We start from the raw sequence: 25,606 nt of genomic DNA, 5'->3' as shown, positions 1-25,606 counted from the left end.
ATGAAGATGATTAGATTAGAACGTACAGATGTTATGAACATTGAAAATGCTATTCGCGGAGCAAGAAATCCAATGAATAGCTGGCATAGAATGGACAGTCATTATGACGAAGAAGGTAACTATATCCTTGGAGAAAATGATCTAGATTTAGGATCAAGACTTTGTAAAGCAGGAAGTGATCACCGCAAATTCTTACGTCAAATCTTTGTTTCTGTAGATATTACAGCACCTCTTTACTGGTGGAAAGAATACGATACTTACAAAGTAGGTACAACTGCAAACTCTACAAGTACAATGCATAAGATTCATAGTAAAGCTTTTGAAGTAGAAGATTTCAGCACAGATCATATGAATGAAGCAACACTTGCAACAATGGATTTAATCATTAAACAGTTAGAGACACTTCGTGTAGATTTTAACGAAACAAAAGATAAAACAACTTGGTACAGTATCATTCAATTGTTACCATCAAGCTATAATCAAATGCGTACATGTTCAATGACTTATGAGAACATCCGTAATATGTATACAGCGCGTAAACATCATAAATTAGAAGAGTGGCATACTTTCTGTAGATGGGTAGAAACTTTACCATATGCAGAGGAGTTTATAATAAAATAATAAAAAATAAAAATACCCCTAAGGTAGATTGCTTAGATAGAAGCAACAATACCTTAGGGGTATTTTTGTAATACTTAGTTTTTAGAATCCTCCTCAACCATACGCCAGCCTATATATTCAGTAAGACCTGCGCCTAGGTTATCCGTATTCATTTCTACCCCTCCACCAAGATTTTCGGTAGAGAGCATAGCTGCTAAAGGAACTTTGATAGGGGTTTCATCACATGAAACTTTACGATTTTTTGAGTTCATTTCATCAACCTCGCTTTGTGTTTGAAATGTTCTTTTAGTATTTGTAGTTATGAACGGATTATGTAATAAGAAATTTGAAATAAGCATAAGTTTAATTGAAAAATTCAATTCATCTTAGAATTATTTGATAAAAATATAACAAACTTGTTGATTTGAAGTAGAATTGAATATATTATAATATTATGTTAAATTTTAAAAATAATAAGGGGGGCACAATGAAAACAATTAGTATTTGTATAGGGAGTGCGTGCCATGTTAAGGGTTCTTATGAAGTCATTGAGGTGTTAAAAAAACTTATTGTTGAGCAAAGCTTACAAAGTGAGTTGGAGATTACAGCAGCTTTTTGTCTTAAAAATTGTGTAGATGCAGTATCAGTCAAACGTTGGGATGGTAAGGTTTTATCTGTATCCAGGGAGAATGTTTCTCAGATCTTTCAAGATGAGATTGTAGCTTATTTATAATAAGGGGGAGAAACATAATGAGAACTTTTGAAACAGATGTGCAGTGGATTAGATATGAGGTACTTAAAAAGGTTATTCAAAAAACAATAGATCAAAGTTTCGATACAACTAAATATCAAATTCCTAATGAAATTTTACCAGGGAATAAGCCGATTTCAAGATGTTGTGTCTATCATGAGAGAGCGATTATAGAAGAGAGGGTTAATTTAGCCTCTAATCTTATGCTACCAGGACAAAATATTATTCATACTATCGAAAGTGCTTGTGACGAATGTTCAAGGGAACATTATACTATTACAGATTCATGTAGAGGATGTTTTGCACAACGCTGTATGCAGGCATGTAAATGTGGTGCCATTGAGAAAATTGATGGCAAAGCCCACATTGATTATAGCAAATGTGTGAGTTGTGGGAAGTGTAAGGAGGTCTGCCCATTCAATGCTATAGTAGATAATTTAAAACCATGTATACGTGCTTGTAAGGGGAAAGCCATTCAAATTTGTGATGATAATAAAGTAAAAATAGAAGATGAAAAATGCATTAGCTGTGGTGCATGTGTTTACCAATGTCCTTTTGGTGCAATAAGTGACCAAAGTGAGATTATACCTATTACCAAGTTGATAGAGCAATCTAGAAAAGATAAAAATGTTAATGTATATGCAGTTATTGCACCAGCAATAGTCACTCAGTATACAGCTAATATTGGTCAGATTGTGGGTGCTATCAAGCAAATAGGATTTACTGATGTAATAGAGGCAGCTTTAGGAGCAGATTTAGTAGCTTATTATGAAGGAAAAGAATTTGTTGAACGTGTCATAGAGGGAGAAGAATCTTGTATGCTGACCTCTTGTTGCCCAGCATTTGTATCCTATGTAGAAAAACAGTATCCTGAGCTTGTGGGGAATATCTCTACAATGGTATCACCCATGATTGCTACGAGAAGATTGATTAAACAAATTGATGACAAGGCGGAGGTAGTATTTATAGGACCATGTATGGCAAAAAAAGAAGAAAAGCTACGTTATGAGAAAGCCGGAGAGAAAATTTATGCAATGACATTTGAAGAACTAGAAGCATTAATAGATGCCTATGGCATTAACATGAGTGAGTGCACAGAAGAAGTTTTGAATAATGCTTCATACTTTGGGCGTTCTTTTGCAAGGACGGGAGGCGTATCGGATGCAGTTGCATCCATTATAGAGACAAAAAACTTGCCACCTTCTAGTTATAGACCTCTAGTTTGTAATGGGCTACAGGAGGTAGATAAGGCGTTGAAGATTCTCAAGATGAGGAAGAATACCTTTAATTTTATAGAAGGAATGGCTTGTGTTGGAGGATGTATTGGCGGAGCAGCTTGTCTGACACATGATCCGCGCCAGAACAAGAATGTAGAAATATACGCAAAGAAGGCAGTTGAAAAAAGCATTAATGACTCTCTAAGAGTTATAGATTATACACATTTAGATTTGCATAAACCCTATTAGAGCACAAAAAGTCACCCTAAGACAGTCTTTTCCTCCCTGTGCAGTGCACAAAGACTAGACTTAGGGTGACTTTTCGTATGTGTGGCAAAGTTTGTAACTTTTTTAGACTTCCTAAGGGTGTAGTTATTACAAATGGGGAATAACGGTAGCCGTTGGTGTAGTACTCTTGGACTTACCAGGTTACACGAGCGTCTAGATGGTGTGCCTGCAGTGAAAGGGATCCCTAATGGATGTATCATGCCAGGTGTCCAAGCTGACCTTGTGTACGCTGGATTTACCTCATACGTGACCGTGGGCATAGGTTGTTTGCCATGTGTAAGAAATACATATAAAGGCGGAAGCCATTGTAAAGTTATAAGGAGCCAGTGACCTGTGGTTGCCACCACCTACAGGGCTGGTGTCTAAGAAGAGGAGTAGCAGCAAGTCGAGGGAGGAGGAGGCTTGAGAGCTACTCAGACTTCTTAGGAAGGTATCATAGAGAAAAGGGGCCTAGGACTTGTCCCATCTGATACTATATAAGGCGATTTGTTTTGCCTTATAACTATACATACGCCGCAGAGGAGCTGAATTCGTCGCTATTTTTATAAAAAGATTTGATTTAGTAAAAATTAATAAAGTATGAAGTAGTTGATTATACAATGTTGCTAAGTGATTGATTTTTAGTCTGGGCATATTCATTAAAGAAAAAGGCTAATTTACTTAAAAAGTAAATTAGCCTTTTTCTTTAATGAATATTAATCATATTATTTTTTAATGAATAGCGTTCTGCAGCTAGGTTTTGAACCAGTTCTTCAAATGTCCAGTGGATAGAGGTATCTGTTACAGTAGCCATAAGTGGTCTCGCAATACGGAACTTTTTCAAGCTCTCAATGAAAGCAGTGATTCTAGGAGAAGCCACATTATTAAAGACAATTGCCTTGTAAGGAGGTAGTTCTACCGGAGTAGATTGTTGAAGTGGATTATTCTCTAGTAGATCAAGTACAGTAGTAGTAAGTGCTGTTTTGTTTACTAGAATTTGATCACTAAGTCCAGTTAATCTTGCAATATTCTTAAGGGTTTTAAGTTCTTGTGATGTAAAACCATAAAGCATAATACAAGTTCTAGCATGTATAACTGGTCTATCGTTGTCTTGCATTTTTTCAAATGACATGGGTAGTCACCACCTAGCGTTTAAATTATTTGTTAAGTAATGTCATTAAAAGTTCGTTGTTGCGTTGTAAGAATGCTTGCATTGCCTCTGCACTTAAGGTTTGATTTGAAATAAGGGCTAAGTCATAGAGGTGATGACAAACTAAATCTTTTGTATGCGCATCTAAGTCTTTGTCAGCAAGTGTTGTGATGAGTGGGTGATTTTCATTAAGTATTAATGTTGCTTCACTTGGTGGCATGTTTGCTGTATCCATGCCATAGAGTTTCATCATTTCTTGCATACGACGGCTTTCTTCAGAAATAAGTAACATAGATGGTACAGTAGTACTCTTAAGACTTTCAAGTTTTACTTTCAGCTTATCTTGTTTTAAGATCTCACCAAAGAGTTTACCAAGTTTTTCTTCTTTAGCTGTATCAATTGCTGCGTTATCTTGTTTAAGAGCAGAAGAGATATCTGAGTCAATACGCATAAAGTGAACATCTTTGTTCTTCATTTCAGCATGAGAGATAAATGAAGAGTCAATAGGATGATTTAAGTATACAGCAGACATACCATTTTCTTTGAACATACTTACATATTGCGCTTGTTTTTCTTTGTCTGATACATAGAATACTTTGTTTTCATTGGTATCTTTAACTTTTTCAAGATAGTCTTTAAGTGTAGTATACGTATCATCTATTGTTTTATAAAGGATATAGTCGTTCATTTTATCTGCAAATTTTTCTTCTCTTAAGCAACCGTATTTAACGAATGGTGAGATAGAATCCCAACATGCTTCATAGTGCTCAAGTTCTTTTTTATAAAGAGAAATAAGCTTGTCTGCCACTTTCTTTGTAATGTAGTCAGAGATTTTCTTAACGAAGCCATCATTTTGTAAGAAACTACGTGATACGTTAAGAGGAATATCTGGACAATCAATAATACCTTTAAGAAGTAAGAGGAATTCTGGAATAACTTCTTTGATATTATCTGCAACAAACACTTGATTATTATAAAGTTTGATTTTTCCTTCTACCATTTCATATTCATTATGAAGTTTAGGGAAGTAGAGGATACCTTTTAAATTAAATGGATAATCCATATCTAAATGAATCCAGAATAGTGGTTCATTATAATCCATGAAAGTTTTGCTATAGAATGCTTTGTATTCTTCATCTGTACATTCAGATGGTTTCTTTGTATAAAGTGGAACAGGATCATTTACTGGAGTTGGTACGGTAGGTTCTTTTGTTTCACCTTCTTGAGCTGGCTCTTCTTCTTTATTGGCATCAATCACATAGATTGGTACTGGCATAAAGTTGCAGTATTTTTCAATTATAGAAGAGAGTGTGTAGTAGCTAAGGAACTCTTTGCTTTCTTCGTTTACATGTAAGATGATATCTGTACCGCGTGTTGTACGTTTACCTTCTGAAAGTTCATAAGTTGTACCACCATCGCAGTTCCAGTGAATCGCTTCACCACCCGTATAGGAAAGGGTATCAATTTCTACTGTATCAGCAACCATGAAGCTTGAGTAGAAACCAAGTCCGAAATGACCGATGATTTGATCTTTATCCATTTTATCTTGGTATTTGTTGAGGAAGTCTTCAGCACCAGAAAATGCGATTTGAGTAATGTATTTTTCAACTTCTTCTTCTGTCATACCAATACCGTTATCAGAAACAGTAATCGTACCTTCTTTTTCATTAACAGTTACTTTTACTTCAAAAGGAAGATTAAGTGTATCTGTTGTTTCACCCATATCACAAAGTTTTTTGAATTTTAAAATGGCGTCACATGCGTTGGAGATTATTTCACGAACAAAGATATCGTGATCAGAATAGAGCCATTTTTTAATAATAGGGAAGATGTTCTCACTATGAATTGATAAATTTCCTTGTTTAGACATATATAAAACCTCCTAAAGATAAAATTTGATTAAGTAATTATATAACTCCTTAAACATATCTATAATACTATTAACAAAAATTGATTGTCAACCACCTATAAGCAAGTAATCGAAAGTGTAATGCTACTTATATTTAAAATTGGAAATAAACATGCAAAACTGCCAAAATTTGCTGGTAATAATACAATGCATGTTTGGGTAAAGTATGACTATAACCAGCAACAAAAGCGCTGGTTAATAAAATCTAATTCATATTTTCAAGGAGGCAACTCAAATGAAAAACCAAGCATTAGACGCAATGAAACAAGAAGTAGCATCAGAATTAGGTGTACCATTAAAACAAGGTTACAACGGAGATATCACAGCTAAACAAGCTGGTTCTGTTGGTGGAGAAATGGTTAAACGTATGATCGCTGCTCAAGAAGCTCAAATGGGCGGACAATCAAAATAACAATTAAATAACGCGGTATCTTAACGACTTATGTAGTAGTACGAAACATAAGCAAAGGATATAGGTAGTAAAAAGGAGTAATCTTATGATTACTCCTTTTTATCGTTTATATGCTTATTTGTGTAAAATAATCCACCAATACATAAGAGCATTGCACCTATGGAAAGTAAAGTAATGAGTGTATGATGCAAAATAAAAATAGCTACTAGCAATTGGATAATTGTCATAAGTAAAAGGAGTAGAAAGCTGGTTTTTAATTTACTGTAATCCATAAGATCCCCCTATAAAAATTCATATTTAAAAAGAAAGTTTTTAATCTTAGTATCCCAAATATTTTCTGGTGATTTATCAAGTGTGAAAGTTTTATAGGCTACTCCAGTACTAACTGTAATCTCAGAAGCTTTAAAGGTGATATTAACAAAGAAAGTATCTACTTGATCGGATATGGCTTCTGTTTTTTGTTTATTGGTACATAAAATAATTTTAAAATAAGAAGGAGATTTACTTCCAGTAATAAATTGATAAATATAAGGTCGCATTTCTCCCCAAGTGAGATAGTCACTAAGACCTTCGCGCTCATCTGTATTGTAGAAATCTATATTTCTATGTCCATCTAATACGGATTTGAATGCAGTATGAATGACTGCTTCGCGTAATTGGAAACTATCAAAGAGATCTGATTTGATAAGTTTGTTCATGAATTCTTTTTTATGAGCAATAATATAAGCTTCTATAAAAATCCCTCCTTATACACTTTATATAATCTTAGTAAAGCACTTCTTCAAGGAAAAGTCCATGGCTTGGTGCAGTAGGGCCAGCTAAAGCACGAGATTTGCCTTCTAAAATGGTAAGAATAGCTTCTGGTTCCATATGACCTAGTCCTACTTCTAATAAAGTGCCTGTCATAATACGAACTTGATGTTGCAAGAAGCCATTACCATGATAATAGATAACAATACCACAAGATGTAGGCTGAATGTCAATACTGTGAATATGTTTGATCGTACTCTTCTTTTTATTTTTCATTGATGTAAAGCTTTTAAAATCATGGGTACCAAGAAGATGGGAAGCTGCTTGTTCCATTTTTTCTAAATGAAGTGATTCAGGTACATGATAAGCAAAGCGTACTGAGAAAGGGTCAGCAAAGAAGTTTGTATCAATATAGTAACCATAACGTTTTGTAAGACAGTTGTAACGTGCATGGAAACGTTCAGAAGCGTCTTTAAGACTAGTAATGGCAATATCTTGTGGAAGGTATTGACGTAAATAATGCAGAATCTCTTCTGGATTTTTATAAGTTGTTGTATGGAAGTTAGCAACTTGCATACGTGCATGAACACCTGCATCAGTACGTCCAGATGCAATAACTTGAATAGGTTCATCAAAAAGTTTTCCAAGGACATTTTCAAGTTTTCCTTGAATGGTTTTAAGTGGTTGATTACTTTGAACTTGCCAACCTAAATATTTGCTGCCGTCATAGGCAAGAGAAATTTTATAATTATACATAATAAACTCCTTTTAGGATTTCTATTTTAAGTGTTAACTAACGGATTTAATCTTATACAGTATAGCATAAGATTGAAGTCAACTAAACTAACTTAAAATAGGAGAAAAGTATAAAAAGACAAAAAATGAAAATAAAGATAGAACTTTTATGAATGTTTAATAAAAATTTATATTATGATACAATAGAGTTACGGCTTAAAATAGGGGGAAAGGGATGAATTTGGCGAAATATAGAATGAAGACCTCTATTAAAACAAAGTGGACTATTTTTGTTTTAATATTAGTAATTTATCCAACGATTTTAATTGGGTATGTAGGTTATAAAAACTATGAAGAAGTCATTACAAAGCATTTTATTAATTCGGTGCAAAAGGATGTGCTCGTAACATCAGATTGGTTTGAAGAGAAGTTGCATGATATAGAAAAGTTTCTTACAGATACTCAATATGATGAAGCTATTTATGATTTTATGCAATATTATTATGGCCGTCTGAAAATGGCAGGGATAGATCCAAAAGATCATACGCCTGAGAATATTGAGAAAATAGATAAGATGTTAATGAATGACTATAATATGAAAGAAGAAAAGGTAGGGAAGTACTTAAAGTCATTAGTTTTATCAAGGCAAGATATTACGTTAGCAGCTTATCAGTTTAGGGAACAAAATCAATTCAGTTATATGGAGTTTAGAGATGAGTTTAGGGACCGATCTAAAGCCAATTATGAGCGTGATCAATTTAATAAGTATAATGTCTTTAATAAAATTAATCAAAAGCTTGAAGATGAGGATTTGAATAAAACTTACTACATAGATGAGTTAAATAATATTTATTTTGCTCAAAAACTTTTTTATAGGGATACTTATGAACATACAGGTACAATCGTTATTAAGCTAGATAAAAAACAACTCATGCACAAGTATGAAGAGCTACTTGAAGGGGCAAAAGAAGCTATTTATATACAAGCTAATAAAGGTTCAGAGCTTGTAGCTATCGGAAATTTAACGGAGAAGAAGAAGTTTAAGTTAAATGATTTTATGGAGATGCAGCCAGAAAAAGATATTGTCTATAAAGAAGAAAATAAAAAAGAGGCGATTATCTATAATTTATTTTCTACACAAAACCTAACAGTAGGAACAGCAGTCTATATATCAACAGACATACTACTAGAAGAGATAAGAGCCTTATCAAGATTTATGTTTATGCTTTGTATTAGTACATTACCTATTTTCTTATTAGTTGCCAATAAACTTTATAAAGAGTTGATTTATCCAGTGTACCTGCTAAGTGATAAGATGCAACAGATTGAAAAGGGGGAAATGGGTGTTCAAATCAAGGGAGATTATCAAGATGAGATTGGATATGTTTACTCGTCTTTTAATAGAATGAGTAAGCAGATTCAATATCTGGTGAATTGCGTATATAGAGAACAGATTATATTAAAAAGCTCAGAGTTGAAGGCATTACAATCACAGATTAATCCACATTTTCTATACAATACATTAGAAATGATAAACTGGAAAGCACGTATGAGTGGAAATGATGATATAGCACAAATGATAGAGGCATTATCAGGGATTATGGAAGTAAATATAGATAGACGGGATAGTCATTATTTAACACTTCAAGAAGAAATAGAGTACTTGAAAAACTATATTTTTTTGATTCAAAAACGTTTTGGAGAACGTATACAGTTTGAAACGAAGGTACCAGAACATCTATTAGATTACAATATACCAAGGCTAGTACTACAACCACTCATTGAAAATGCTATTTCACATGGTATTGAGCCAGTAGGGGAAGGCATTATTAGTATTGAGGTGGTAGATAATGAAGAAGAACTTACAATCTTTATTAAAGATACAGGCGCTGGTATTGAAGCAACTAGACTAGCGTATTTACAACATGAACTTAATAATTCACAAAAAGTCTTTATTGAAAGTGAATCAGAAGAGAAGGGAAAAGGAAGAAATCATATTGGTGTTATTAATGTGCAAAAACGTATTAAGCTTTTATATGGAGAAGGATATGGGATTAATATAGAAAGTGAAGAAGGAAAAGGCACAGCCATTATTATGAAATTGCCAAAAACATCAAGTGAAACACTTTAAAGGGGGAAGGAAATTGTATAAAGTATTGATTATTGATGATGAAGTATTTATTAGAGAAGGTATGAGACAGGTTATTCCGTGGAAAGAACTAGGGTGTGAATTAATAGGTGAAGCCCAAAATGGTGAGGAGGGCATAGAAAAACTTATTCAATATAATCCAGATATTATTATATCAGACATACGTATGCCGAAGAAAAATGGGTTAGAAATGATAGATGAGATGAAGAGTATTAATCAGGAGGTACAGATTATTATTTTAACAGGATTTCGTGAATTTGAGTATGCACAACAAGCTATTCGCTTAGGTGTATTAAGATTTTTACTTAAACCTTCTAAGTTAGATGAGATTAAAGAAGCAATTACAGCAGCAGTAACCCAAATTAAGCAAAATCCACATAAAAGAGATAGAACTGAAATAGAAGCAGTAATAGAAGAGGTAGCAGCAACAGAAGTGGCTGAAATAAATAATGAAAATGAAGAGCTAGATAAACCACAATATCTAGTGAAACAGGCAATAGAATATATTAATAAATATTATAATCAAAAGCTAGATTTACAAACAATAGCAGATGAACTCTTTGTAAGTACATGGCATCTAAGCAAAGTGATTAAGAAACAAACAGGAACTAATTTTGTAGATTTATTAAATAGTGCACGTGTTGAAAATGCCAAAAAACTTTTGGTGGAAAGCAATATGAAAATTTATGAGATTGCAGAGTATGTAGGATATACAGATACAGCATATTTTTCTAAGATCTTTAAGAAAATTACACAAGTTACACCTAATGAATATCGTAACAAAATGTATTAGTAAGAATTAATAAAATAGGGAAAAAGAAAAGGCTAAAGGCACTATCTAATAGATAAGTTGAATTTAGCCTTTTTTATATTTTGTGAAGTATTCTAGTTAAGATATGATGCAATTTATCTAGCTTATCCTTAGATAAAATTATAAGAATAAATAAAACACAAAAGTATGAGCAAATTTAAACAATAAACAGCAAGATAGGCATATTCAAACTGTATATTTATAGTGATATAATTAAATCAAGTTAAAAACTTACTGGCATTTCGTACATTTTGTACTAAAGGATAAGTAAGTAACAAGATATATGCAAAATAAGAAAGGGGGCTTTTAAGTGATTTATAAGGACAAGAAAATTATAGTATTATTTTTATTTCCAGCAATCTTATTCTTAGTAGGTTTCTTATACATTCCATTTTTAATGAGTGTAGCAAATAGTGCCTACAATATCACTGACTTGGCAGGAATCAACAAAACATTCATTGGGTGGGGGAATTATGCTGAGTTAATACGTGATGTTAATATTCACACAGCTATTAAGAATACCTTCATCATGATGATACTTTGTGTAGTGTTTGAATTAGGTTTAGGTGCATTGTTTGCACTATTTGTAGATGGTATTAGAAGAGGTGCAAAATTCTATAGAACTGTATTCTTCTTCCCAGTAGTTATCCCTGCAACAGCAATTGGTCTTATGTTCGTACTTTTCTATGATTATAATATTGGGTTATTCAATCAACTAATCATGAAATTTGGCGGAGATAAAGTACTTTGGATGACAGAAGCTTCAGCAATCTATATGATTGCAATTCCAACAATTTGGCAATATGTAGGCTTCTATTTTGTTCTTGTGTTAACAGGTATTTCAGCAATTCCAGAAGATATTTATGAATCTGCTTACCTTGATGGTATTACAGGTATTAAAAAGACAATTTACATTACGATTCCTCTTATTAAAGGAGTACTTAAATCAAGTTTGATTCTTGTTATAACAGGTGCACTAAAGATCTTCGACTTGGCATGGACTATAGCACCTAAAGGGGTACCTAGTGGGAAAAGTTACTTGTTAGGTACTTATCAATACAATATGGTTTATGAAGCGTACCGAGTTGGTTACGGATGTGCTATTGCTGTACTGATTGTAGTACTTGGTCTTGGTATATCTCTTTTAGTTAATAAGTTCTTAAAAGAAGAAGAATTATAGAAAATGAAAATGATAAAGGAGAGGGGTGTGGTTATGGCCAAAGATTTAGCTACCGTTAAGGCAAAGGATCTTAAACTCAAAAAGAGCTCTGGGCCAATAGAACAGTTCTCAATAGGAAAAGTATTTATTCATATTATACTTTTACTTTGGGCGAGTACGACAATTTTCCCATTAGTTTGGGTTCTTAATAACTCTTTTAAATTAAAAGGAACAATCTTAATTGACTCATTTAGTCTTGTAAAAGAACCAGTCATTACAAACTATATAACAGCTTTTGAACGTATGAATATTGGAAGAGCGTATATGAATAGTTTAATTATTTCAGGTACAGTAGTAGTTGGAGTAATGCTATTTGGTGGTCTTGCGTCATATATTTTAGCGAGGTACAATTTTAAAGGTAAGTTAGTTATTCATTCAATGGTAATGGCAGCATTATTATTCCCTGCATTTGCAACAATCGTTCCAGTATTTACAATGCTTTATAATGCAGGTCTTACAAATACTCATCTTGGTGTTATCTTACCTCAAATAGCAGGTAACTTAGCATTTGCCATTACGATTATGGTAGGATTCATGTCTACTATACCTATGGAACTTGAAGAAGCAGCAGTAGTAGAAGGCTGTGGAGCATGGCAAATCTTCTGGAAAATTGTTGTTCCAATTTCAAAACCTTCATTTGCAACAGTTGCAATCTTTACATTCCTATGGTCATACAATGACTTATTTATGCAAAAAGTTATTATTCGTAAAACACAAGTACGTCCAATCTGTGCATTACTTGATACAATTAGATCACAATATGGTACAGATTATGGCTTAATGTGTGCTTCAGTAATACTAGTAGTAGTACCGGTACTTATAGTATACTTATTCTTACAAAAGTACATTATCAAAGGGCTTACAGCTGGTGCTGTAAAAGGATGATGTAAAACTTGGGGAAGTGTTACGCAATATTAAGTAACCAAAAAGGAGAGAAACATAATGATTAAATTTGGTACAGGTGGCTGGAGAGCTATCATCGGTGAGGATTTTATTAAAGATAATGTTTTACTTGTAGCGCAAGCTGTAGCTAATATTATGAAGTCAGAAAATGTAACTGAAAAAGGATTAGTAGTGGGATATGATAGACGTTTCCTATCAGAAAGATCTGCAATATGGGTAAGTGAAGTTATGGCAGGAAACAATATACCGGTTCAAATTATTAATAAAATTTCTCCTACTCCTCTAATTATGTACTATGCAAAAACTCGTGGCAATCATTATGGTATGGCTATTACCGCTAGCCATAACCCAGCTGATTATAATGGAATTAAAATCTTTACACTTGGTGGGCGTGACGCAACAGAAGAAGTAACAGAAAAAGTTGAAGCAATCATTGCTACTCTTACAAAAGAAGATGTACAACATATGGATTATGATGAGGCTAAAGAAAAAGGTATTATCAAAGAAGTAAATCCTTTCAATGAGTATATTGATACTATTTTAGGCATGCTGAATGTAGAAGCAATTCGTGAAAAAGAACTTAAGGTACTTGTAGACCCAATGTTTGGAGTATCTAAGAATTCTCTTCAGGCACTTCTTATTAGTTGTCGTTGTGAAGTAGATGTTATCCATGATCGTCATGATACAACATTTGGAGGAAGACTTCCTTCACCAAGTGCAGTAACACTTAGTAGACTTGCAAATATGGTTGTTGAAAAGAAATATGACATTGGTATTGGTACAGATGGTGATGCTGATAGACTTGGTATTATTGATGAAAAGGGTGATTACATACATCCAAATGATATTATGGCATTATTATACTACTATCTTCTTAAGTACAAAGGATGGCAAGGTGGGGTAGTAAGAAATATTGCTACAACACATCTCTTAGATGCTATTGCTGAGCGCTTTGGTGAGAAATGTTATGAGGTTCCAGTAGGATTTAAACATATTTCAGCTAAAATGGATGAAACAGATGCAGTAATTGGCGGAGAAAGTAGTGGTGGTCTTACAATTCGTGGTCATATTAAAGGTAAGGATGGTATCTTTGCGGCTGGCTTACTTGTAGAAATGATGTGTGTAACAGGTAAACGTCTTGGAGAGATGCTTGATGAAATTCATCATGAATTTGGTGACTTTGTTATGACAGAAGCAGATTGTCGCTTCTCACATGCTAAGAAAGATGAGTTAGTAGAATTATTATTCCATGAAAAGAAACTTCCTACATTCAATACTCCAGTTGCAAAAGTAAGCTATGAAGATGGATGTAAGGTTTACTTTGAAAATGGAGGATGGATTATTGCACGTTTCTCAGGTACAGAACCTCTTATTCGTGTATTTGCAGAAATGTCAACTAAAGCAGAAGCAGAAGCAATTAGTAAAACAATGCTTGATTTCTTAGGATTATAAGTTTTAAGGCAATCCCCTATTACCCCCAGGGGGATTGTCTTAAACTTGTTAAGTAATGTTAGGTAATAAAAAGAAATATATATAGTAATTTTGATAGATATAGTGGTAAAATAGAATATATTTTATCTATTTAGGAGGAAAACATGTTTAACGTACAAGAAGTCTTTAGTCAAATGACACTCCGTGAAAAAATCGGACAAACATTTCTTCAATATTATCAAGGGTATGAGGATCTTCCAGAGTCTCTTATTGAAATGAATAAACGTACAGAATTAGGTGGAATCATCTTTTTCTCCGGAAATAACGTAAGAAGCCTTGAACAATTCCGTGAAATGAACAAACGTATTCAAGCTCATGCACAAGAAAATCGTTTTGGTATACCAATCCTTCTTACTATTGACCAAGAAGGTGGACAACTTACAGCTATTCATCAAGGAACAACCATGTTCCCAGGTAACATGGCAATGGGGTTTGCAAATGATGAAGAGATGGCTTATAAACAAGGTGCACATGTTGCGAAAGAGTTACAATATGCGGGTATCGATGTATGTTATGCACCAGTATTAGATGTAAGCTATGATAGAGTAAATGGTGTACCAGTAGTAGATAATCGTATGTATTCAAGTAAACCAAATGTTGTTGCAGATATGGGAACAGGATTTATTAAAGGTCTTGAAGAAAATGGCATTGCTGCATGTGGTAAACACTTCCCAGGTATGCGTTTAACACAAGAAGATACACACTTTAAGATGGACGTACATCCAGGAGATATGAAACGTCTTGAGGAAGTAGAACTTGCACCATACAAAAAAGCAATTGCTAATGGCCTTGGTTGTGTCATGATGCACCATGGTATTTTCCCACCACTTGATGGGGAGAAACCAGCTTCAATGTCTAAAAAGGTAGTGGATTACTTAAGAAATGACCTTGGATTTAAAGGGCTTATCGTTACAGATGACCTTATTATGAAAGCAGTACTTGATGCATATGGAGAAAGACAGCCATTAGTAGAAGCTATGAATGCTGGTTGTGATCTTCTCATGTCTACATGTGCAGGTGAATGGTATGTTGATTTCATGGAAGAATGTGTACAAAATGGTACAATCTCAGAAGAACGTATTAATGAAGCATGTCTTAAAGTACTAGAATATAAAGCAACATATAACTGTGGAACATTCCCAGAAGAAAAAGAATTTGATAAAGCAAAAGGTGATGAAATCGCTTATGAGATTGCTAAGAAGTCTCTTATTCTTTATAAAGGAGAAAAAGCTGACTTCCCAGTGAAATTAGATGAAAAGCAAAAGTTAGGGATTATCTTTGGAAATCCAGCACGTCTTGTTATGAGTGATGCGATTAACCTTTATGATAAACTCTCTATTGAAGAAACAGTTAAGAAACATGGTTACCATAATAATACAAAAGAAGTAATTATGCCATGGAGACCAACACACATGGAAATGGTATCTGTAGGTGATATTGCAATTATTTCTGACTTTGTCATCTTTACAACAGTAAATGCTTATTGCTTTGAAGAACAAATTGAAACAATTAAATATATCCGTGACTTCTGCCCAACAAAGAAAATTATTGGAGTAGCAACAAGAAGTCCAGAAGATGCAAAACCTTTAGCAGAGTATTGTGACTATGTTATTGTTACCGGTGGGTTAACACAAGTTACACTTGATGCATTAGTAGAAGCAGTCTTCGGTGATGGAGACTTTGAATTTAATCCAGCAAAACAATTATTTGAATAAACTTCTGACAGGGGCCACTTTGTAAACAGGGTTTACAAGTGGCTACTTGTATGTATAAAAAATAGACGAGAGGTGAATAAAATGAGCTTTTTTAATAATGTTAATAAATATGTAGCAGAATATCATACTTTGCAAAATAATCCTATTGTGGCAAAGGAAAAAGCGATGCCAGGGAAGGCTTACTTTATTGAAGATAACAATATTTTAGCTATTCCAAGAGAGGATGGAGATTGTAGATATCCATTTGGACAAAATGGATTTAACTATTGGGTATATGCATCAGGCTATCTTCATTGTAATGAAGGGCTTTTCTCACCTTATTTAAGAGCATCTGAGGGGCAAGAACCCAAAATTGCTTTCTTTGCAGGATTTAAAGGAGAGGAAGGGTATAAAGTTATTCCTATTCTTTCAGTACCAGTTATGGATGAACAAGTCCAAACAGAAAGATATACTGTCTTCACAAAAGCAAGTGCCTATTATGTAACAGAGGCAGAAGGGATTACTTTTGCTATCCGTACTTTTGTAGATGCTGATAAAAAGATGTACTATACAATATCAGCAACAAATAATACAGATGAGAAAAAAGAATTCTTTATATCATCATACTTTAATCCATTCTTGAAGAATGCAGTGATGGAGGGTGCAGAAAACCGTTGGTTTAGACAATGTACAGTACTTCCTGCAAACGAAGGACAAAACCTTGATAACTTCTTGATTGAAGTTTATGAAGAGAGAGATAGAGGGGCAATGGCTCCAAACTATGGTGTATTTACAAGAAACCTTACATTAAGTGAAGGGGCAGCACTTGTAAAAACTGAAGAAACAGCATCACGTAATGATTATGTAGGGGGTGTGAGAAGTTCACTTCATACACCAGCATCACTTTACAGAGGAACATTTGGTGAGAACACTAAGAAAGTTGCAACATTTACAGAAGTATCAGTAGCTGCTGATATGCTGCATTTAGAGTTAGAGGGAAAAGCGCATATACGTGAAGATATAGTTATGACATACTGTTTTGAAGATGAGGATATGGAAGTAGCTATTAAAGAAGTACCAACACCAGAAGTGATTGACAATGCTGAAGCTACAATTATTGATGCCGAGGCAAAACACGGAGAAACGATGAAAGCTGAGTTTGGTAAACGTCTTCATGGTGAAATCAAAGAAGAAGTATTTAACGCATTCTTTGAACATCTCAAAAAACAAGTTGAGTTCTGCTCAGTTATTAAAGGTTATATCCAACTTTCTAGCTTCTCACTTATTGGGATTCGTGATGTATTCCAAGCCCTTGAAGGTCTAGTATTCTATGAACCAGAAGTAGCAAGAGCAAAGATGTTAGAAGCACTTAACTTTGTACAACCAGATGGACGTTGCCCAAGACAATATTCTCTTCCCAGATTTGAAGGGGATACACCTAATATGGACCTTAGACCATTCATTGATCAAGGTGTATGGGTGATTTCAACGATTGCAACTTATCTTCGCTTTACACAAGATTTCAACTTCTTAGATGAAACATGTGGGTATTATGACTTTGTAAATGACAAAGCACATCTAGCTAAAAAATCAGATAAGACAAGTTCAGTCTTAGATCATTTATTTGATATTATGGACTACCTTCTTACAAATCGTGATCATGAATACACAAAATGTGTATGTGCCCTTTATGGTGATTGGAATGATGCTCTTGATGGACTTGGTGTAAGTAAACGTAAGGACCGTGAATATGGTACAGGTGTATCTGTCATGGCTACACTTCAAGTTTACCAAAACTGTCATGAGATGATTGAGCTTCTTGAAATCTTAGGAGCAGATAAGTATGCAGATAAAATTGCTGAATACAAACAAGCAATGGCAGAGATTGAAGAAGGTCTTGTTAAATATGCAATTATTCAAAATGAAGCAGGCGAAACCCGTCTAGTGCATGGATGGGGAGATGAAAGAAGCTACTTTGTAGGAAGCTTTGATGACCCTGATCATCAATCACGTGATGGTATTACATCAAATGCATTCTGGGTACTTGCGGGAATGTATGATAAAGATATGAGTATTAAAGATACTATACTTTCTGCATATGATCGTTTAGGCTCTAAATATGGTCTTAAAACATTTGAACCACACTTTGAAAAAGGTACACCAGGTGTAGGACGTATTCCAAACTTACCAAAAGGTACAGCAGAAAATGGTGCAGCGTACATCCATGCAAGTACATTTGGGGTTATGTCACTCTTTAGAATGGGTGAAACAGATCGTGCTTGGGAAGAACTTTCAAAATGCTTACCATTTACACATGAAACAGTGTCTGTATCGCCATACGTTATGCCTAATTCATACGGTTTCAATGAAGAGAAACAAATTGATGGTGAATCTATGCAAGATTGGCAAACAGGCAGTTCAAACGTTGTTCTTAAAACATTCATTAGATTTGTTTTTGGTATAGAGCCACAGTACAAAGGTATTTGGATTCAACCATCGAAAAATATACCATTTGAAACAACAGAGTTCACTATTAAAGTTAGGGAAAGTTACTTAACAATTAAGTACTCTAATAATCAAAACGCTGATAATAAGGCAGCTGGACGTGTCTTTAAAGTTAATGGAGAAGTGCAACAGGGAATTTATGATGATGTGATGAAGCTTAATAAATTATGGTTATCTAATGACTTTATTACAAATAACAAAGAAATTATTGTAGAAGTTCTTGACTAATTTGATAGTTAGAGTAACAATAATGTTATAGTTACTTTTAGGCACTTATTAATAAGTGCCTAAAAGTATGTAGAAGGAGGGGTACAATGAAAGCTATAGTAAATGGAAAAATTCTATTTGATGGACAAATAATAGAAGGGAAGGCACTGTTATTTGAACAAAAAATAGTAGGTATAGTTGATCTAAATGAAATCCCAGCAGATGCAGAACAAATTGATGCAGAAGGTAGATTTATTGCACCTGGTTTTATTGATGTTCATATCCATGGTTATGATACAAAAGATACTATGGATGGTACAGAAGATGCTATACGTACAATCGCAAAAGGAATTGCTAAAAATGGTGTAACCAGTTTTTTACCTACAACCATGACAATGTCAAGAGAAGAAATTGCAACAGCGCTAGAAGCATGTAGAGTAGTAAAAGCAGAAGGTAGTGAAGGTGCTGAAGTATTAGGTGTACACATGGAAGGTCCTTATATTAATGAAGCTTTTAAAGGAGCCCAAAATGGCAAGTATATTCAACAACCTAACACAGAAGCAATTGAGTTTGTAAAAAGCTATCAAGATATTGTAAGACTTATTACAGTTGCACCAGAGGTAGAAGGAGCAAAAGCATTTATTGAAGAAATTTCTAAGAATACAGGTATTACTTTATCTATGGGACATACAATGGCAGATTTTGATCAAGCAATGGAAGGAATTGATGCAGGTATTACACATACAACACATCTTTTCAACGCAATGACACCATTACACCATCGTAATCCAGGGGTAGTAGGTGCAGCATTAGCATCTGAAAAAGTAAGCTGTGAGATGATTTGTGACACAATCCATGTCAATAAAGGGTTATACCCACTTGTAATCAAGGCTAAAGCTCCAGATAAATTTGTACTTGTTACAGATTGTATGTGTGCAGGTGGTTGCAAAGAAGGACAGTACGCTTTAGGTGGACAAGCTGTATTTGTAAAAGATGGCAGTGCACGTCTTGAAGATGGTACATTAGCAGGTAGTATTCTTCGTCTTAATGTAGCACTTAAAAATGTAATCGAACATACAGAATATGGTGTTGAAAAAGCTATTGAATTTGCAACAATTAATCCAGCGAAAACAATAGGTGTAGATACTTTTAAAGGTACGCTTGATACAGGAAAAGATGCAGATATTATTCTTTTTGATGATGAAATTAACATTTACCATGTAATCAATAGGGGGAAAACAATCTATGAAAACAATTAAGATCAACAACATGACAATCTATGTTACTAAAAACTATGATGAAATGAGTAAAAAAGGTGCTGAGATTATTGCAGAATTTTTAAAAGTAAAACCAGCAGCTAACTTAGGTCTTGCTACAGGTGGTACACCAGTTGGGATGTATAAAGAGCTTATTGAAATGAACAAAAAAGGCGAAATTAGTTTCAAAGAAGTTTCAGCTTATAACTTAGATGAGTACTATCCAATTGAAAAAACAAATGACCAAAGTTATGATTACTTCATGAAAGATAATTTATTCAATCATGTAGATATCAATATCAATAATACTCATATTCCAAATGGAATGGCAGCTAACTGTGAAGCAGAAGGTAAAGCTTATGATGAGCTTGTACGTGCTACAGGTGGTGTAGATATTCAAGTATTAGGTATTGGCGGAAATGGTCATATTGGTTTTAATGAACCAAGTGATATATTTGAACCAATTACACACCAAGTAACATTAGATGAAAGAACAATTCAAGATAATGCTAGATTCTTTAACTCAATTGATGAAGTTCCAACACAAGCTATTACAATGGGAATTGGTACAATTATGACAGCTAAAAGTATCTTACTTTTAGCAAGTGGTAGTGGAAAAGCTACAATTCTTAGAGAAATGCTTTTAGGTAAAGTTGACCCACGTGTACCAGCTTCAATTTTACAATTCCACAAAGATGTTAAAGTTGTTTTAGATGAGGAAGCAGCAGCAGAACTTTTAAGTGAAATTAAATAAAAAAGCAATACTTTAATTATGGTATATAGTAGATGTTGACAGATAAAAAAATGTTAGATATAATCTCTATAGATAATTAATATAGTTTACAAGTGTGTTACTGACTCGATCAGGCATAAACTTTATCTTTTCCTTTTAAATAAGGGAAAATACTGTTTATGCCTTTTTTTAATTTCAGTAATAAATCTCGGTAAAACATAGCAAAATATATAGATAGTAAGTCTAAAATTTGAAGGAGGAATATATTATGAAACAATTAGTTGTAACAATTCAAGGTGAAGCAGGATTACACGCAAGACCAGCAGGAGCAGTAGTTAAAAAAGCAGGTGAATTTGCGTCTAAAATTACAATCGAAAAAGATGGTAAATCAGTAGATGCTAAAAGATTATTAGCAGTTCTTTCTTTAGGAGCAAAACAAGGTGATGAACTTACAATCACAGCAGAAGGTGCAGATGAAGAAGCAGCAGCAGTAGCAGTTAAAGAAACAATCGAAACAAATCACTAGAATTCGAATAAATCACTAGAATATAGGAGTGGACAAGATGATATTAGATGGAATTGGGGCTTCTAGCGGTGTAGCTATAGGCAAAGTATTCATAAAAAAACAAGGCACATCAAAAGTTCCAAATACAAAAATTGAGAATGTTGAAGCCGAAATCAAGCGTTTTGAAGAAGCAAAAGAAGAAGCGTTAAAAGAGCTTCAAGTATTATATACAAAAGCAGTTGAAGAAGTTGGTGAAGAACACGCAGGTATTTTTGATGTACATCAAATGCTTGTACAAGACTTAGATTTAAATGATCAAGTTGTAAACTTTATTACTGAAGATAAATATAATGCAGCTTATGCAGTATCTGAAGCAGCAGTAATTATTGCAGCAATGTTTGAAAGCATGGATGATCCTTACCTACAAGAACGTGCAGCAGATATTCGCGATATCTCAAAACGACTTATTGGGATTTTAACAGGAGAAAAAGAAGTATCTTTAGCAGACCTTCAAGAACCTGTCATCTTAGTAGCAAAAGATTTATTCCCATCTGATACCATTCAAATGAACAAAAAATTTGTTTTAGGATTTATAACAGAAGATGGTGGAAAGATGTCTCATTCTGCTATTCTAGCAAGAACAATGCAAATTCCAGCGGTAGTAGGTTTGGAAAATGCATTAACAAAATTCAATAATGATGATATAATTATTCTTGACGGTAAAAACGGTAAAGTATACACAGAACCAACTGAGGAGATGGTAGCTGAGTGGACTTTAGAACAAGAAAAATACAGAAACTATAAAGAAGAGTTACAAAAACTTATTGGAACTCCAAATGTAACAATTGATGGTGTTCATATTGAAGTTAATGCAAATATTGGTAGCCCAGATGACATAGAGAACGTACTTGCAAATGATGCAAAAGGTGTTGGGTTATTTAGAAGTGAATTCCTTTACATGGATGGTAAAGCATTACCAACAGAAGAGATGCAATATGAAGCTTACAAAAAAGTTTTAGAAGCAATGGAAGATCGCGTTATTATTAGAACATTAGACGTAGGTGGGGATAAAGAACTTCCTTACTTAAATATTCCTAAAGAAGAAAATCCATTCTTAGGATATCGTGCAATTCGTGTATGTTTAGATCAACCAGAACTTTTCAAAACACAATTACGTGCCCTTTTAAGAGCAAGTGTACATGGTAAATTAGGTATTATGTTCCCAATGATTGCTACTGTTGATGAAATTAAAGCAGCAAGAAAAGTACTTGAAGAAACAAAACAAGAACTTCTTGCAGAAGGTATTGCAGTAAGTGAAGATATCGAAGTAGGTATGATGATTGAAACACCAGCAGCAGCACTTGTATCAGACTTACTAGCAAAAGAGGTAGACTTCTTTAGTATTGGAACAAATGACCTTACACAATATACAATGGCTGTAGACCGTATGAATGCAAAAATTGCTCATTTATATGATACACATAACTTAGCAATTTTAAGAAGTATTAAAATGGTTGCAGATAATGCTCATAAAGCAGGTATTTGGGTTGGAATTTGTGGAGAATCAGCAGCAGATACTACATTAACAGAAACATATCTAGCTATGGGAATTGATGAACTTTCTGTAAGTGCACCTTCTGTACTTGAAGTAAGAAAGAAAATACAACAAGTTGATACACAGAAAGCTAAGGCATCATTAAATCTGTAGGAGGTAAAGAGATGGAGTACCAGATCATAAAAGTGTTTAATAATAATGTGGTGTTGGCAAGTCAGGAGCAAGATCAAGTTATTTTGGTCAGTAAAGGTATTGGTTTTGGCAAGAAGACAGGTGACACCATAAAAGAAAATGCTAATATTGAAAAAGTATTCCATGAACTTCCAACAGATGCAGAACATCTCGATTTGAAAGAGATGAATGCATTAACACGTAAGATTAAACAAGTTACACATAAAATTATTCAAATTGCAGAAGAAAATCTAGGTTCCTTAAATGAGAATAGTGAAAAGATGCTTAAAGAGCATATAGAATTTGCGATTGAACGTTTAGGGATGGGCCTTACTATAGAGAATCCTTTTATAGAAGAGATTATTGATTTATATAAGAAAGAATTTGAGATTGCTGGAATTGCAAGAGATTATATAAATGAAACAATAGGAATAGACTTAGGTGAAGAAGAACAAGGTTTTATTGCACTCCATTTACGTTCAGCAACAAGAAATAAACCTGTTACTGAAATTATGAAAATGACACGAATTTATAAAGAATGTTTACACATTGTAGGCCAACAATGTAATGTTGATATAAATCATGAAGGTGTAAAAAAAGAATTTCATACTATGCTTAAGTTTTATATAGATAATGGAAATAAATATAATGATATAGAAATGCTTATTAAGAAAGAAGTAGCAAAACATCTTAAGGGTGCATATAAAGCAGCACAGATGGTAACTGTATATCTAGAGAAAGAGAGAAAAGTACAGTTTAAGGAAGGATTAATAGCTTATATGGCTGTTGATATTCAAAAGCTTATTTCTTTAAGTAAGATTAAATAAAAATAATGGATTAATTTAAGGAGGCTACTATGTTTGGTTTCTTCAGTAAGTTTAAAGGTATTGAATTATGTTCTCCAATGACAGGTGAAGCAATAGATTTATCACAAGTACCAGATCCAGTTTTCTCAGAAAAAATGGTAGGAGACGGTATTGCTATTATTCCAACAGAAAAAGTTGTAGTAGCACCATGTGATGGTAAAGTAGTACAAATCTTCCCAACAAATCATGCCATTGGTATTGAAAGCACATCAGGATTAGATTTACTTATTCATATTGGTATAGACACAGTTGATTTAAAAGGTGAAGGTTTCAAACGACTTGTAGAAGAAGGAGATACAGTTAAACAAGGTGATCCTATTTTAGAGGTTGATATTGAACGTGTTAAAGAACTTGGTAAACCACTTACATCTCCATTTGTTATTACAAATACTGATGAAGTTGAGTTTAAAAACCGTACAACAGGAAAAGTAGAAGCTGGAAAAACTTCTGTAATGACTTTAAAGAAAAATAAATAATCGTAATAAATAAGAAAACAGTAAATGAAAATTTACTGTTTTTTTATTTATTTTTATAGAGAGGACAAGTCGTTTAATGTGGATATTTAGAGGTGAGATAGAAAGAAATAATTGAAAAAATATGGAAGTGTTGTGTAAATGCACAATAAAACATATAAACACATTGTAAAATAGTAACTAACTTACAATTAAGAGTAAAAAAAGTGTGGATAAAGTAGCCACAATAGCTTGACAAAAATAAATAATACACATATAATAATTATGTAACAATTACTTAATAAATATAACGACTTAAATAGATAAATATAAATTATAGGGGGTAACAAATGACTATCAAACAATTTATGGGTATTACGATGTTATCAATTGTCGGATTAGGAAGTAGTACTTATGCAAATACGGTAGAAAATGTAGCACCTCAGCAAGTTATTACAGAAGAGGGGTTCGTATTAACAAAGAATACAGCAATTAATAGTATGTCAAATGTATCGGCTGTTTTAGGAACTCAAATCATAGAAGAAAATATAATTACTAATGTAGATAAAAAAGAAGGCCTTGTATCATGTGTTGTTGTTGATGAGGCAACAGTAAGAAGAGAACCAAGTCCAGATTCAGATATTATTAACTTTATTGCAAAAGATGTACCAGTATTTGTAACAAAAAGAATTGATAATTGGTACCATATCCAAATTGAAGGTATTGATGGTTACATATATAAGGATCAGCTCAATGAAGATACTCTTGGTTTAATTCCTTATACAAAGACAGCAGTAGAAGAGCCAGAACAAGCAGAAACATATTTAGGTGAAGAAGTTATTGCTTATGCAAAGCAATTTTTAGGAAATCCATATGTATATGGTGGTAATAGTCTTACTAAAGGAGCAGATTGCTCAGGATTCGTACAACAAGTATATAAAAACTTTGATATTAGCTTACAACGTAGCTCAAGATCACAATTTGCAAGTAACGGTACAAAAGTAAGCAAAAATGATTTATTACCAGGAGATCTTATATTCTATGGTTATAATGGAAATATTGATCACGTAGCAATTTATGCAGGTAATGGATCAATCATCCATGCAAGTACTCCTAAAACAGGTATTACAATGGGTGAATTAAATTATGGAAAACCAATCATCGGAATTAAACGAGTAATTTAATAAGTGAGAGTAGAAGAGATCATGGAAATATGGTCTCTTTTTTGTATATATAGTTATTGAGATTTTGGGAGTAAAATAGATAATTTGTGGAGAATTAAGAGGACTTGCATTTAA

At 33.5% G+C, this 25,606-nt stretch carries 25 protein-coding genes; 19 read left to right on the top strand and 6 right to left on the bottom strand.

The genetic code is table 11. From position 1 onward, the window contains the following. The first annotated feature begins 6 nt into the window (after positions 1-6). Positions 7-621: a hypothetical protein gene (locus BN2390_RS02050; RefSeq protein WP_053982686.1), complete on the top strand. Its 615-nt coding sequence runs from the start codon at positions 7-9 to the stop codon at positions 619-621. A 74-nt stretch (positions 622-695) separates the two neighbouring features. Here BN2390_RS02050 and BN2390_RS21540 read toward each other — a convergent pair whose 3' ends face one another. Further along, positions 696-872: a hypothetical protein gene (locus tag BN2390_RS21540; RefSeq protein ID WP_154668752.1), complete on the bottom strand. Its 177-nt coding sequence runs from the start codon at positions 870-872 to the stop codon at positions 696-698. A 215-nt stretch (positions 873-1,087) separates the two neighbouring features. Here BN2390_RS21540 and BN2390_RS02045 point away from each other — a divergent pair, with 215 nt between their 5' ends. From BN2390_RS02045 to BN2390_RS02035, 3 genes are all read left to right on the top strand, one after another. Beyond that, positions 1,088-1,333, top strand: a complete 246-nt coding sequence (locus BN2390_RS02045; RefSeq protein ID WP_053982685.1) for a (2Fe-2S) ferredoxin domain-containing protein — start codon at positions 1,088-1,090, stop codon at positions 1,331-1,333. Between the two features lie 17 nt (positions 1,334-1,350). Next, positions 1,351-2,817, top strand: coding sequence for a monomeric [FeFe] hydrogenase (locus tag BN2390_RS02040; RefSeq protein WP_053982684.1), 1,467 nt, complete (start codon positions 1,351-1,353; stop codon positions 2,815-2,817). Between the two features lie 132 nt (positions 2,818-2,949). Further along, positions 2,950-3,186 carry a hypothetical protein gene (locus tag BN2390_RS02035; RefSeq protein ID WP_053982683.1) on the top strand — a complete coding sequence of 79 codons (237 nt, stop codon included), beginning with the start codon at positions 2,950-2,952 and terminating at the stop codon, positions 3,184-3,186. A 355-nt stretch (positions 3,187-3,541) separates the two neighbouring features. Here BN2390_RS02035 and BN2390_RS02030 read toward each other — a convergent pair whose 3' ends face one another. Further along, positions 3,542-3,967, bottom strand: coding sequence for a DUF3783 domain-containing protein (locus BN2390_RS02030; RefSeq protein ID WP_053982682.1), 426 nt, complete (start codon positions 3,965-3,967; stop codon positions 3,542-3,544). A 25-nt stretch (positions 3,968-3,992) separates the two neighbouring features. Then, entirely contained in the window at positions 3,993-5,855 is a 1,863-nt protein-coding gene (gene htpG / locus BN2390_RS02025; protein ID WP_053982681.1) for a molecular chaperone HtpG, read from the bottom strand. A gap of 274 nt (positions 5,856-6,129) precedes the next feature. Between htpG and BN2390_RS21315 the strand changes: the two genes are divergently transcribed. After that, a complete protein-coding gene (locus BN2390_RS21315) occupies positions 6,130-6,306 on the top strand; it encodes an alpha/beta-type small acid-soluble spore protein (protein WP_082238536.1) in 177 nt (58 codons plus the stop codon). Positions 6,307-6,395: 89 nt separating this feature from the next. On the opposite strand, the gene BN2390_RS02020 is transcribed toward BN2390_RS21315, so the two are convergent. The 3 genes from BN2390_RS02020 to truA all read right to left on the bottom strand — a co-directional run bounded on the left by BN2390_RS02020 (position 6,396) and on the right by truA (position 7,812). Then, the gene (locus BN2390_RS02020) at positions 6,396-6,578 is read right to left on the bottom strand and encodes a hypothetical protein (protein WP_053982680.1); all 183 of its coding nucleotides are present in this window, start codon (positions 6,576-6,578) and stop codon (positions 6,396-6,398) included. A 9-nt stretch (positions 6,579-6,587) separates the two neighbouring features. Beyond that, the gene (locus BN2390_RS02015; RefSeq protein ID WP_053982679.1) at positions 6,588-7,004 is read right to left on the bottom strand and encodes a DUF5721 family protein; all 417 of its coding nucleotides are present in this window, start codon (positions 7,002-7,004) and stop codon (positions 6,588-6,590) included. Between the two features lie 67 nt (positions 7,005-7,071). After that, positions 7,072-7,812 (bottom strand): tRNA pseudouridine(38-40) synthase TruA, encoded by a 741-nt coding sequence (gene truA / locus BN2390_RS02010; protein WP_053982678.1) that lies wholly within the window; start codon positions 7,810-7,812, stop codon positions 7,072-7,074. Positions 7,813-8,026: 214 nt separating this feature from the next. Here truA and BN2390_RS02005 point away from each other — a divergent pair, with 214 nt between their 5' ends. The 14 genes from BN2390_RS02005 to BN2390_RS01940 all read left to right on the top strand — a co-directional run bounded on the left by BN2390_RS02005 (position 8,027) and on the right by BN2390_RS01940 (position 25,492). Further along, the gene (locus BN2390_RS02005) at positions 8,027-9,922 is read left to right on the top strand and encodes a sensor histidine kinase (protein WP_053982677.1); all 1,896 of its coding nucleotides are present in this window, start codon (positions 8,027-8,029) and stop codon (positions 9,920-9,922) included. Between the two features lie 13 nt (positions 9,923-9,935). After that, positions 9,936-10,733 (top strand): response regulator transcription factor, encoded by a 798-nt coding sequence (locus tag BN2390_RS02000; protein WP_053982676.1) that lies wholly within the window; start codon positions 9,936-9,938, stop codon positions 10,731-10,733. Between the two features lie 328 nt (positions 10,734-11,061). Further along, complete coding sequence (locus BN2390_RS01995; protein ID WP_053982675.1) at positions 11,062-11,931, top strand: carbohydrate ABC transporter permease; 870 nt, start codon at positions 11,062-11,064, stop codon at positions 11,929-11,931. Positions 11,932-11,964: 33 nt separating this feature from the next. Beyond that, positions 11,965-12,855 carry a carbohydrate ABC transporter permease gene (locus BN2390_RS01990; protein WP_053982674.1) on the top strand — a complete coding sequence of 297 codons (891 nt, stop codon included), beginning with the start codon at positions 11,965-11,967 and terminating at the stop codon, positions 12,853-12,855. 57 nt (positions 12,856-12,912) lie between these two features. Further along, on the top strand, positions 12,913-14,325 hold the full coding sequence (locus tag BN2390_RS01985) for a phosphoglucomutase/phosphomannomutase family protein (RefSeq protein ID WP_053982673.1): 1,413 nt from the start codon (positions 12,913-12,915) through the stop codon (positions 14,323-14,325). A gap of 143 nt (positions 14,326-14,468) precedes the next feature. Continuing rightward, positions 14,469-16,079: a glycoside hydrolase family 3 protein gene (locus tag BN2390_RS01980; RefSeq protein WP_053982672.1), complete on the top strand. Its 1,611-nt coding sequence runs from the start codon at positions 14,469-14,471 to the stop codon at positions 16,077-16,079. Between the two features lie 81 nt (positions 16,080-16,160). Beyond that, positions 16,161-18,791 (top strand): GH36-type glycosyl hydrolase domain-containing protein, encoded by a 2,631-nt coding sequence (locus BN2390_RS01975; protein WP_053982671.1) that lies wholly within the window; start codon positions 16,161-16,163, stop codon positions 18,789-18,791. Positions 18,792-18,877: 86 nt separating this feature from the next. Then, entirely contained in the window at positions 18,878-20,029 is a 1,152-nt protein-coding gene (gene nagA, locus BN2390_RS01970) for an N-acetylglucosamine-6-phosphate deacetylase (protein WP_053982670.1), read from the top strand. A 10-nt stretch (positions 20,030-20,039) separates the two neighbouring features. After that, positions 20,040-20,780: a glucosamine-6-phosphate deaminase gene (gene nagB, locus BN2390_RS01965; protein ID WP_053982792.1), complete on the top strand. Its 741-nt coding sequence runs from the start codon at positions 20,040-20,042 to the stop codon at positions 20,778-20,780. 247 nt (positions 20,781-21,027) lie between these two features. Continuing rightward, on the top strand, positions 21,028-21,285 hold the full coding sequence (locus BN2390_RS01960; RefSeq protein ID WP_053982669.1) for an HPr family phosphocarrier protein: 258 nt from the start codon (positions 21,028-21,030) through the stop codon (positions 21,283-21,285). A gap of 37 nt (positions 21,286-21,322) precedes the next feature. Beyond that, on the top strand, positions 21,323-22,972 hold the full coding sequence (gene ptsP, locus BN2390_RS01955) for a phosphoenolpyruvate--protein phosphotransferase (RefSeq protein ID WP_053982668.1): 1,650 nt from the start codon (positions 21,323-21,325) through the stop codon (positions 22,970-22,972). 11 nt (positions 22,973-22,983) lie between these two features. Continuing rightward, positions 22,984-23,817 (top strand): PRD domain-containing protein, encoded by an 834-nt coding sequence (locus BN2390_RS01950; RefSeq protein ID WP_053982667.1) that lies wholly within the window; start codon positions 22,984-22,986, stop codon positions 23,815-23,817. A 29-nt stretch (positions 23,818-23,846) separates the two neighbouring features. Continuing rightward, on the top strand, positions 23,847-24,332 hold the full coding sequence (locus BN2390_RS01945; protein ID WP_053982666.1) for a PTS sugar transporter subunit IIA: 486 nt from the start codon (positions 23,847-23,849) through the stop codon (positions 24,330-24,332). 326 nt (positions 24,333-24,658) lie between these two features. Beyond that, positions 24,659-25,492 carry an NlpC/P60 family protein gene (locus tag BN2390_RS01940; protein ID WP_053982665.1) on the top strand — a complete coding sequence of 278 codons (834 nt, stop codon included), beginning with the start codon at positions 24,659-24,661 and terminating at the stop codon, positions 25,490-25,492. Positions 25,493-25,606: the final 114 nt, after the last annotated feature.

The organism is Niameybacter massiliensis (assembly GCF_001282685.1).
Taxonomy (GTDB): Bacteria; Bacillota; Clostridia; order Lachnospirales; family Cellulosilyticaceae; genus Holtiella; species Holtiella tumoricola.
The sequence above is the reverse complement of the archived record's forward strand: the minus strand, read 5'-3'. Positions and strand labels throughout refer to the sequence as shown.

Coding starts and splice junctions, on each gene's coding strand:
- BN2390_RS02050 (WP_053982686.1), top strand. CDS start 7: ATGATTAGATTAGAACGTACAGATGTTATGAACATTGAAAATGCTATT.
- BN2390_RS21540 (WP_154668752.1), bottom strand. CDS start 872: ATGAACTCAAAAAATCGTAAAGTTTCATGTGATGAAACCCCTATCAAA.
- BN2390_RS02045 (WP_053982685.1), top strand. CDS start 1,088: ATGAAAACAATTAGTATTTGTATAGGGAGTGCGTGCCATGTTAAGGGT.
- BN2390_RS02040 (WP_053982684.1), top strand. CDS start 1,351: ATGAGAACTTTTGAAACAGATGTGCAGTGGATTAGATATGAGGTACTT.
- BN2390_RS02035 (WP_053982683.1), top strand. CDS start 2,950: ATGGGGAATAACGGTAGCCGTTGGTGTAGTACTCTTGGACTTACCAGG.
- BN2390_RS02030 (WP_053982682.1), bottom strand. CDS start 3,967: ATGTCATTTGAAAAAATGCAAGACAACGATAGACCAGTTATACATGCT.
- htpG (WP_053982681.1), bottom strand. CDS start 5,855: ATGTCTAAACAAGGAAATTTATCAATTCATAGTGAGAACATCTTCCCT.
- BN2390_RS21315 (WP_082238536.1), top strand. CDS start 6,130: ATGAAAAACCAAGCATTAGACGCAATGAAACAAGAAGTAGCATCAGAA.
- BN2390_RS02020 (WP_053982680.1), bottom strand. CDS start 6,578: ATGGATTACAGTAAATTAAAAACCAGCTTTCTACTCCTTTTACTTATG.
- BN2390_RS02015 (WP_053982679.1), bottom strand. CDS start 7,004: ATGAACAAACTTATCAAATCAGATCTCTTTGATAGTTTCCAATTACGC.
- truA (WP_053982678.1), bottom strand. CDS start 7,812: ATGTATAATTATAAAATTTCTCTTGCCTATGACGGCAGCAAATATTTA.
- BN2390_RS02005 (WP_053982677.1), top strand. CDS start 8,027: ATGAATTTGGCGAAATATAGAATGAAGACCTCTATTAAAACAAAGTGG.
- BN2390_RS01990 (WP_053982674.1), top strand. CDS start 11,965: ATGGCCAAAGATTTAGCTACCGTTAAGGCAAAGGATCTTAAACTCAAA.
- BN2390_RS01985 (WP_053982673.1), top strand. CDS start 12,913: ATGATTAAATTTGGTACAGGTGGCTGGAGAGCTATCATCGGTGAGGAT.
- BN2390_RS01980 (WP_053982672.1), top strand. CDS start 14,469: ATGTTTAACGTACAAGAAGTCTTTAGTCAAATGACACTCCGTGAAAAA.
- BN2390_RS01975 (WP_053982671.1), top strand. CDS start 16,161: ATGAGCTTTTTTAATAATGTTAATAAATATGTAGCAGAATATCATACT.
- nagA (WP_053982670.1), top strand. CDS start 18,878: ATGAAAGCTATAGTAAATGGAAAAATTCTATTTGATGGACAAATAATA.
- nagB (WP_053982792.1), top strand. CDS start 20,040: ATGACAATCTATGTTACTAAAAACTATGATGAAATGAGTAAAAAAGGT.
- BN2390_RS01960 (WP_053982669.1), top strand. CDS start 21,028: ATGAAACAATTAGTTGTAACAATTCAAGGTGAAGCAGGATTACACGCA.
- ptsP (WP_053982668.1), top strand. CDS start 21,323: ATGATATTAGATGGAATTGGGGCTTCTAGCGGTGTAGCTATAGGCAAA.
- BN2390_RS01950 (WP_053982667.1), top strand. CDS start 22,984: ATGGAGTACCAGATCATAAAAGTGTTTAATAATAATGTGGTGTTGGCA.
- BN2390_RS01945 (WP_053982666.1), top strand. CDS start 23,847: ATGTTTGGTTTCTTCAGTAAGTTTAAAGGTATTGAATTATGTTCTCCA.
- BN2390_RS01940 (WP_053982665.1), top strand. CDS start 24,659: ATGACTATCAAACAATTTATGGGTATTACGATGTTATCAATTGTCGGA.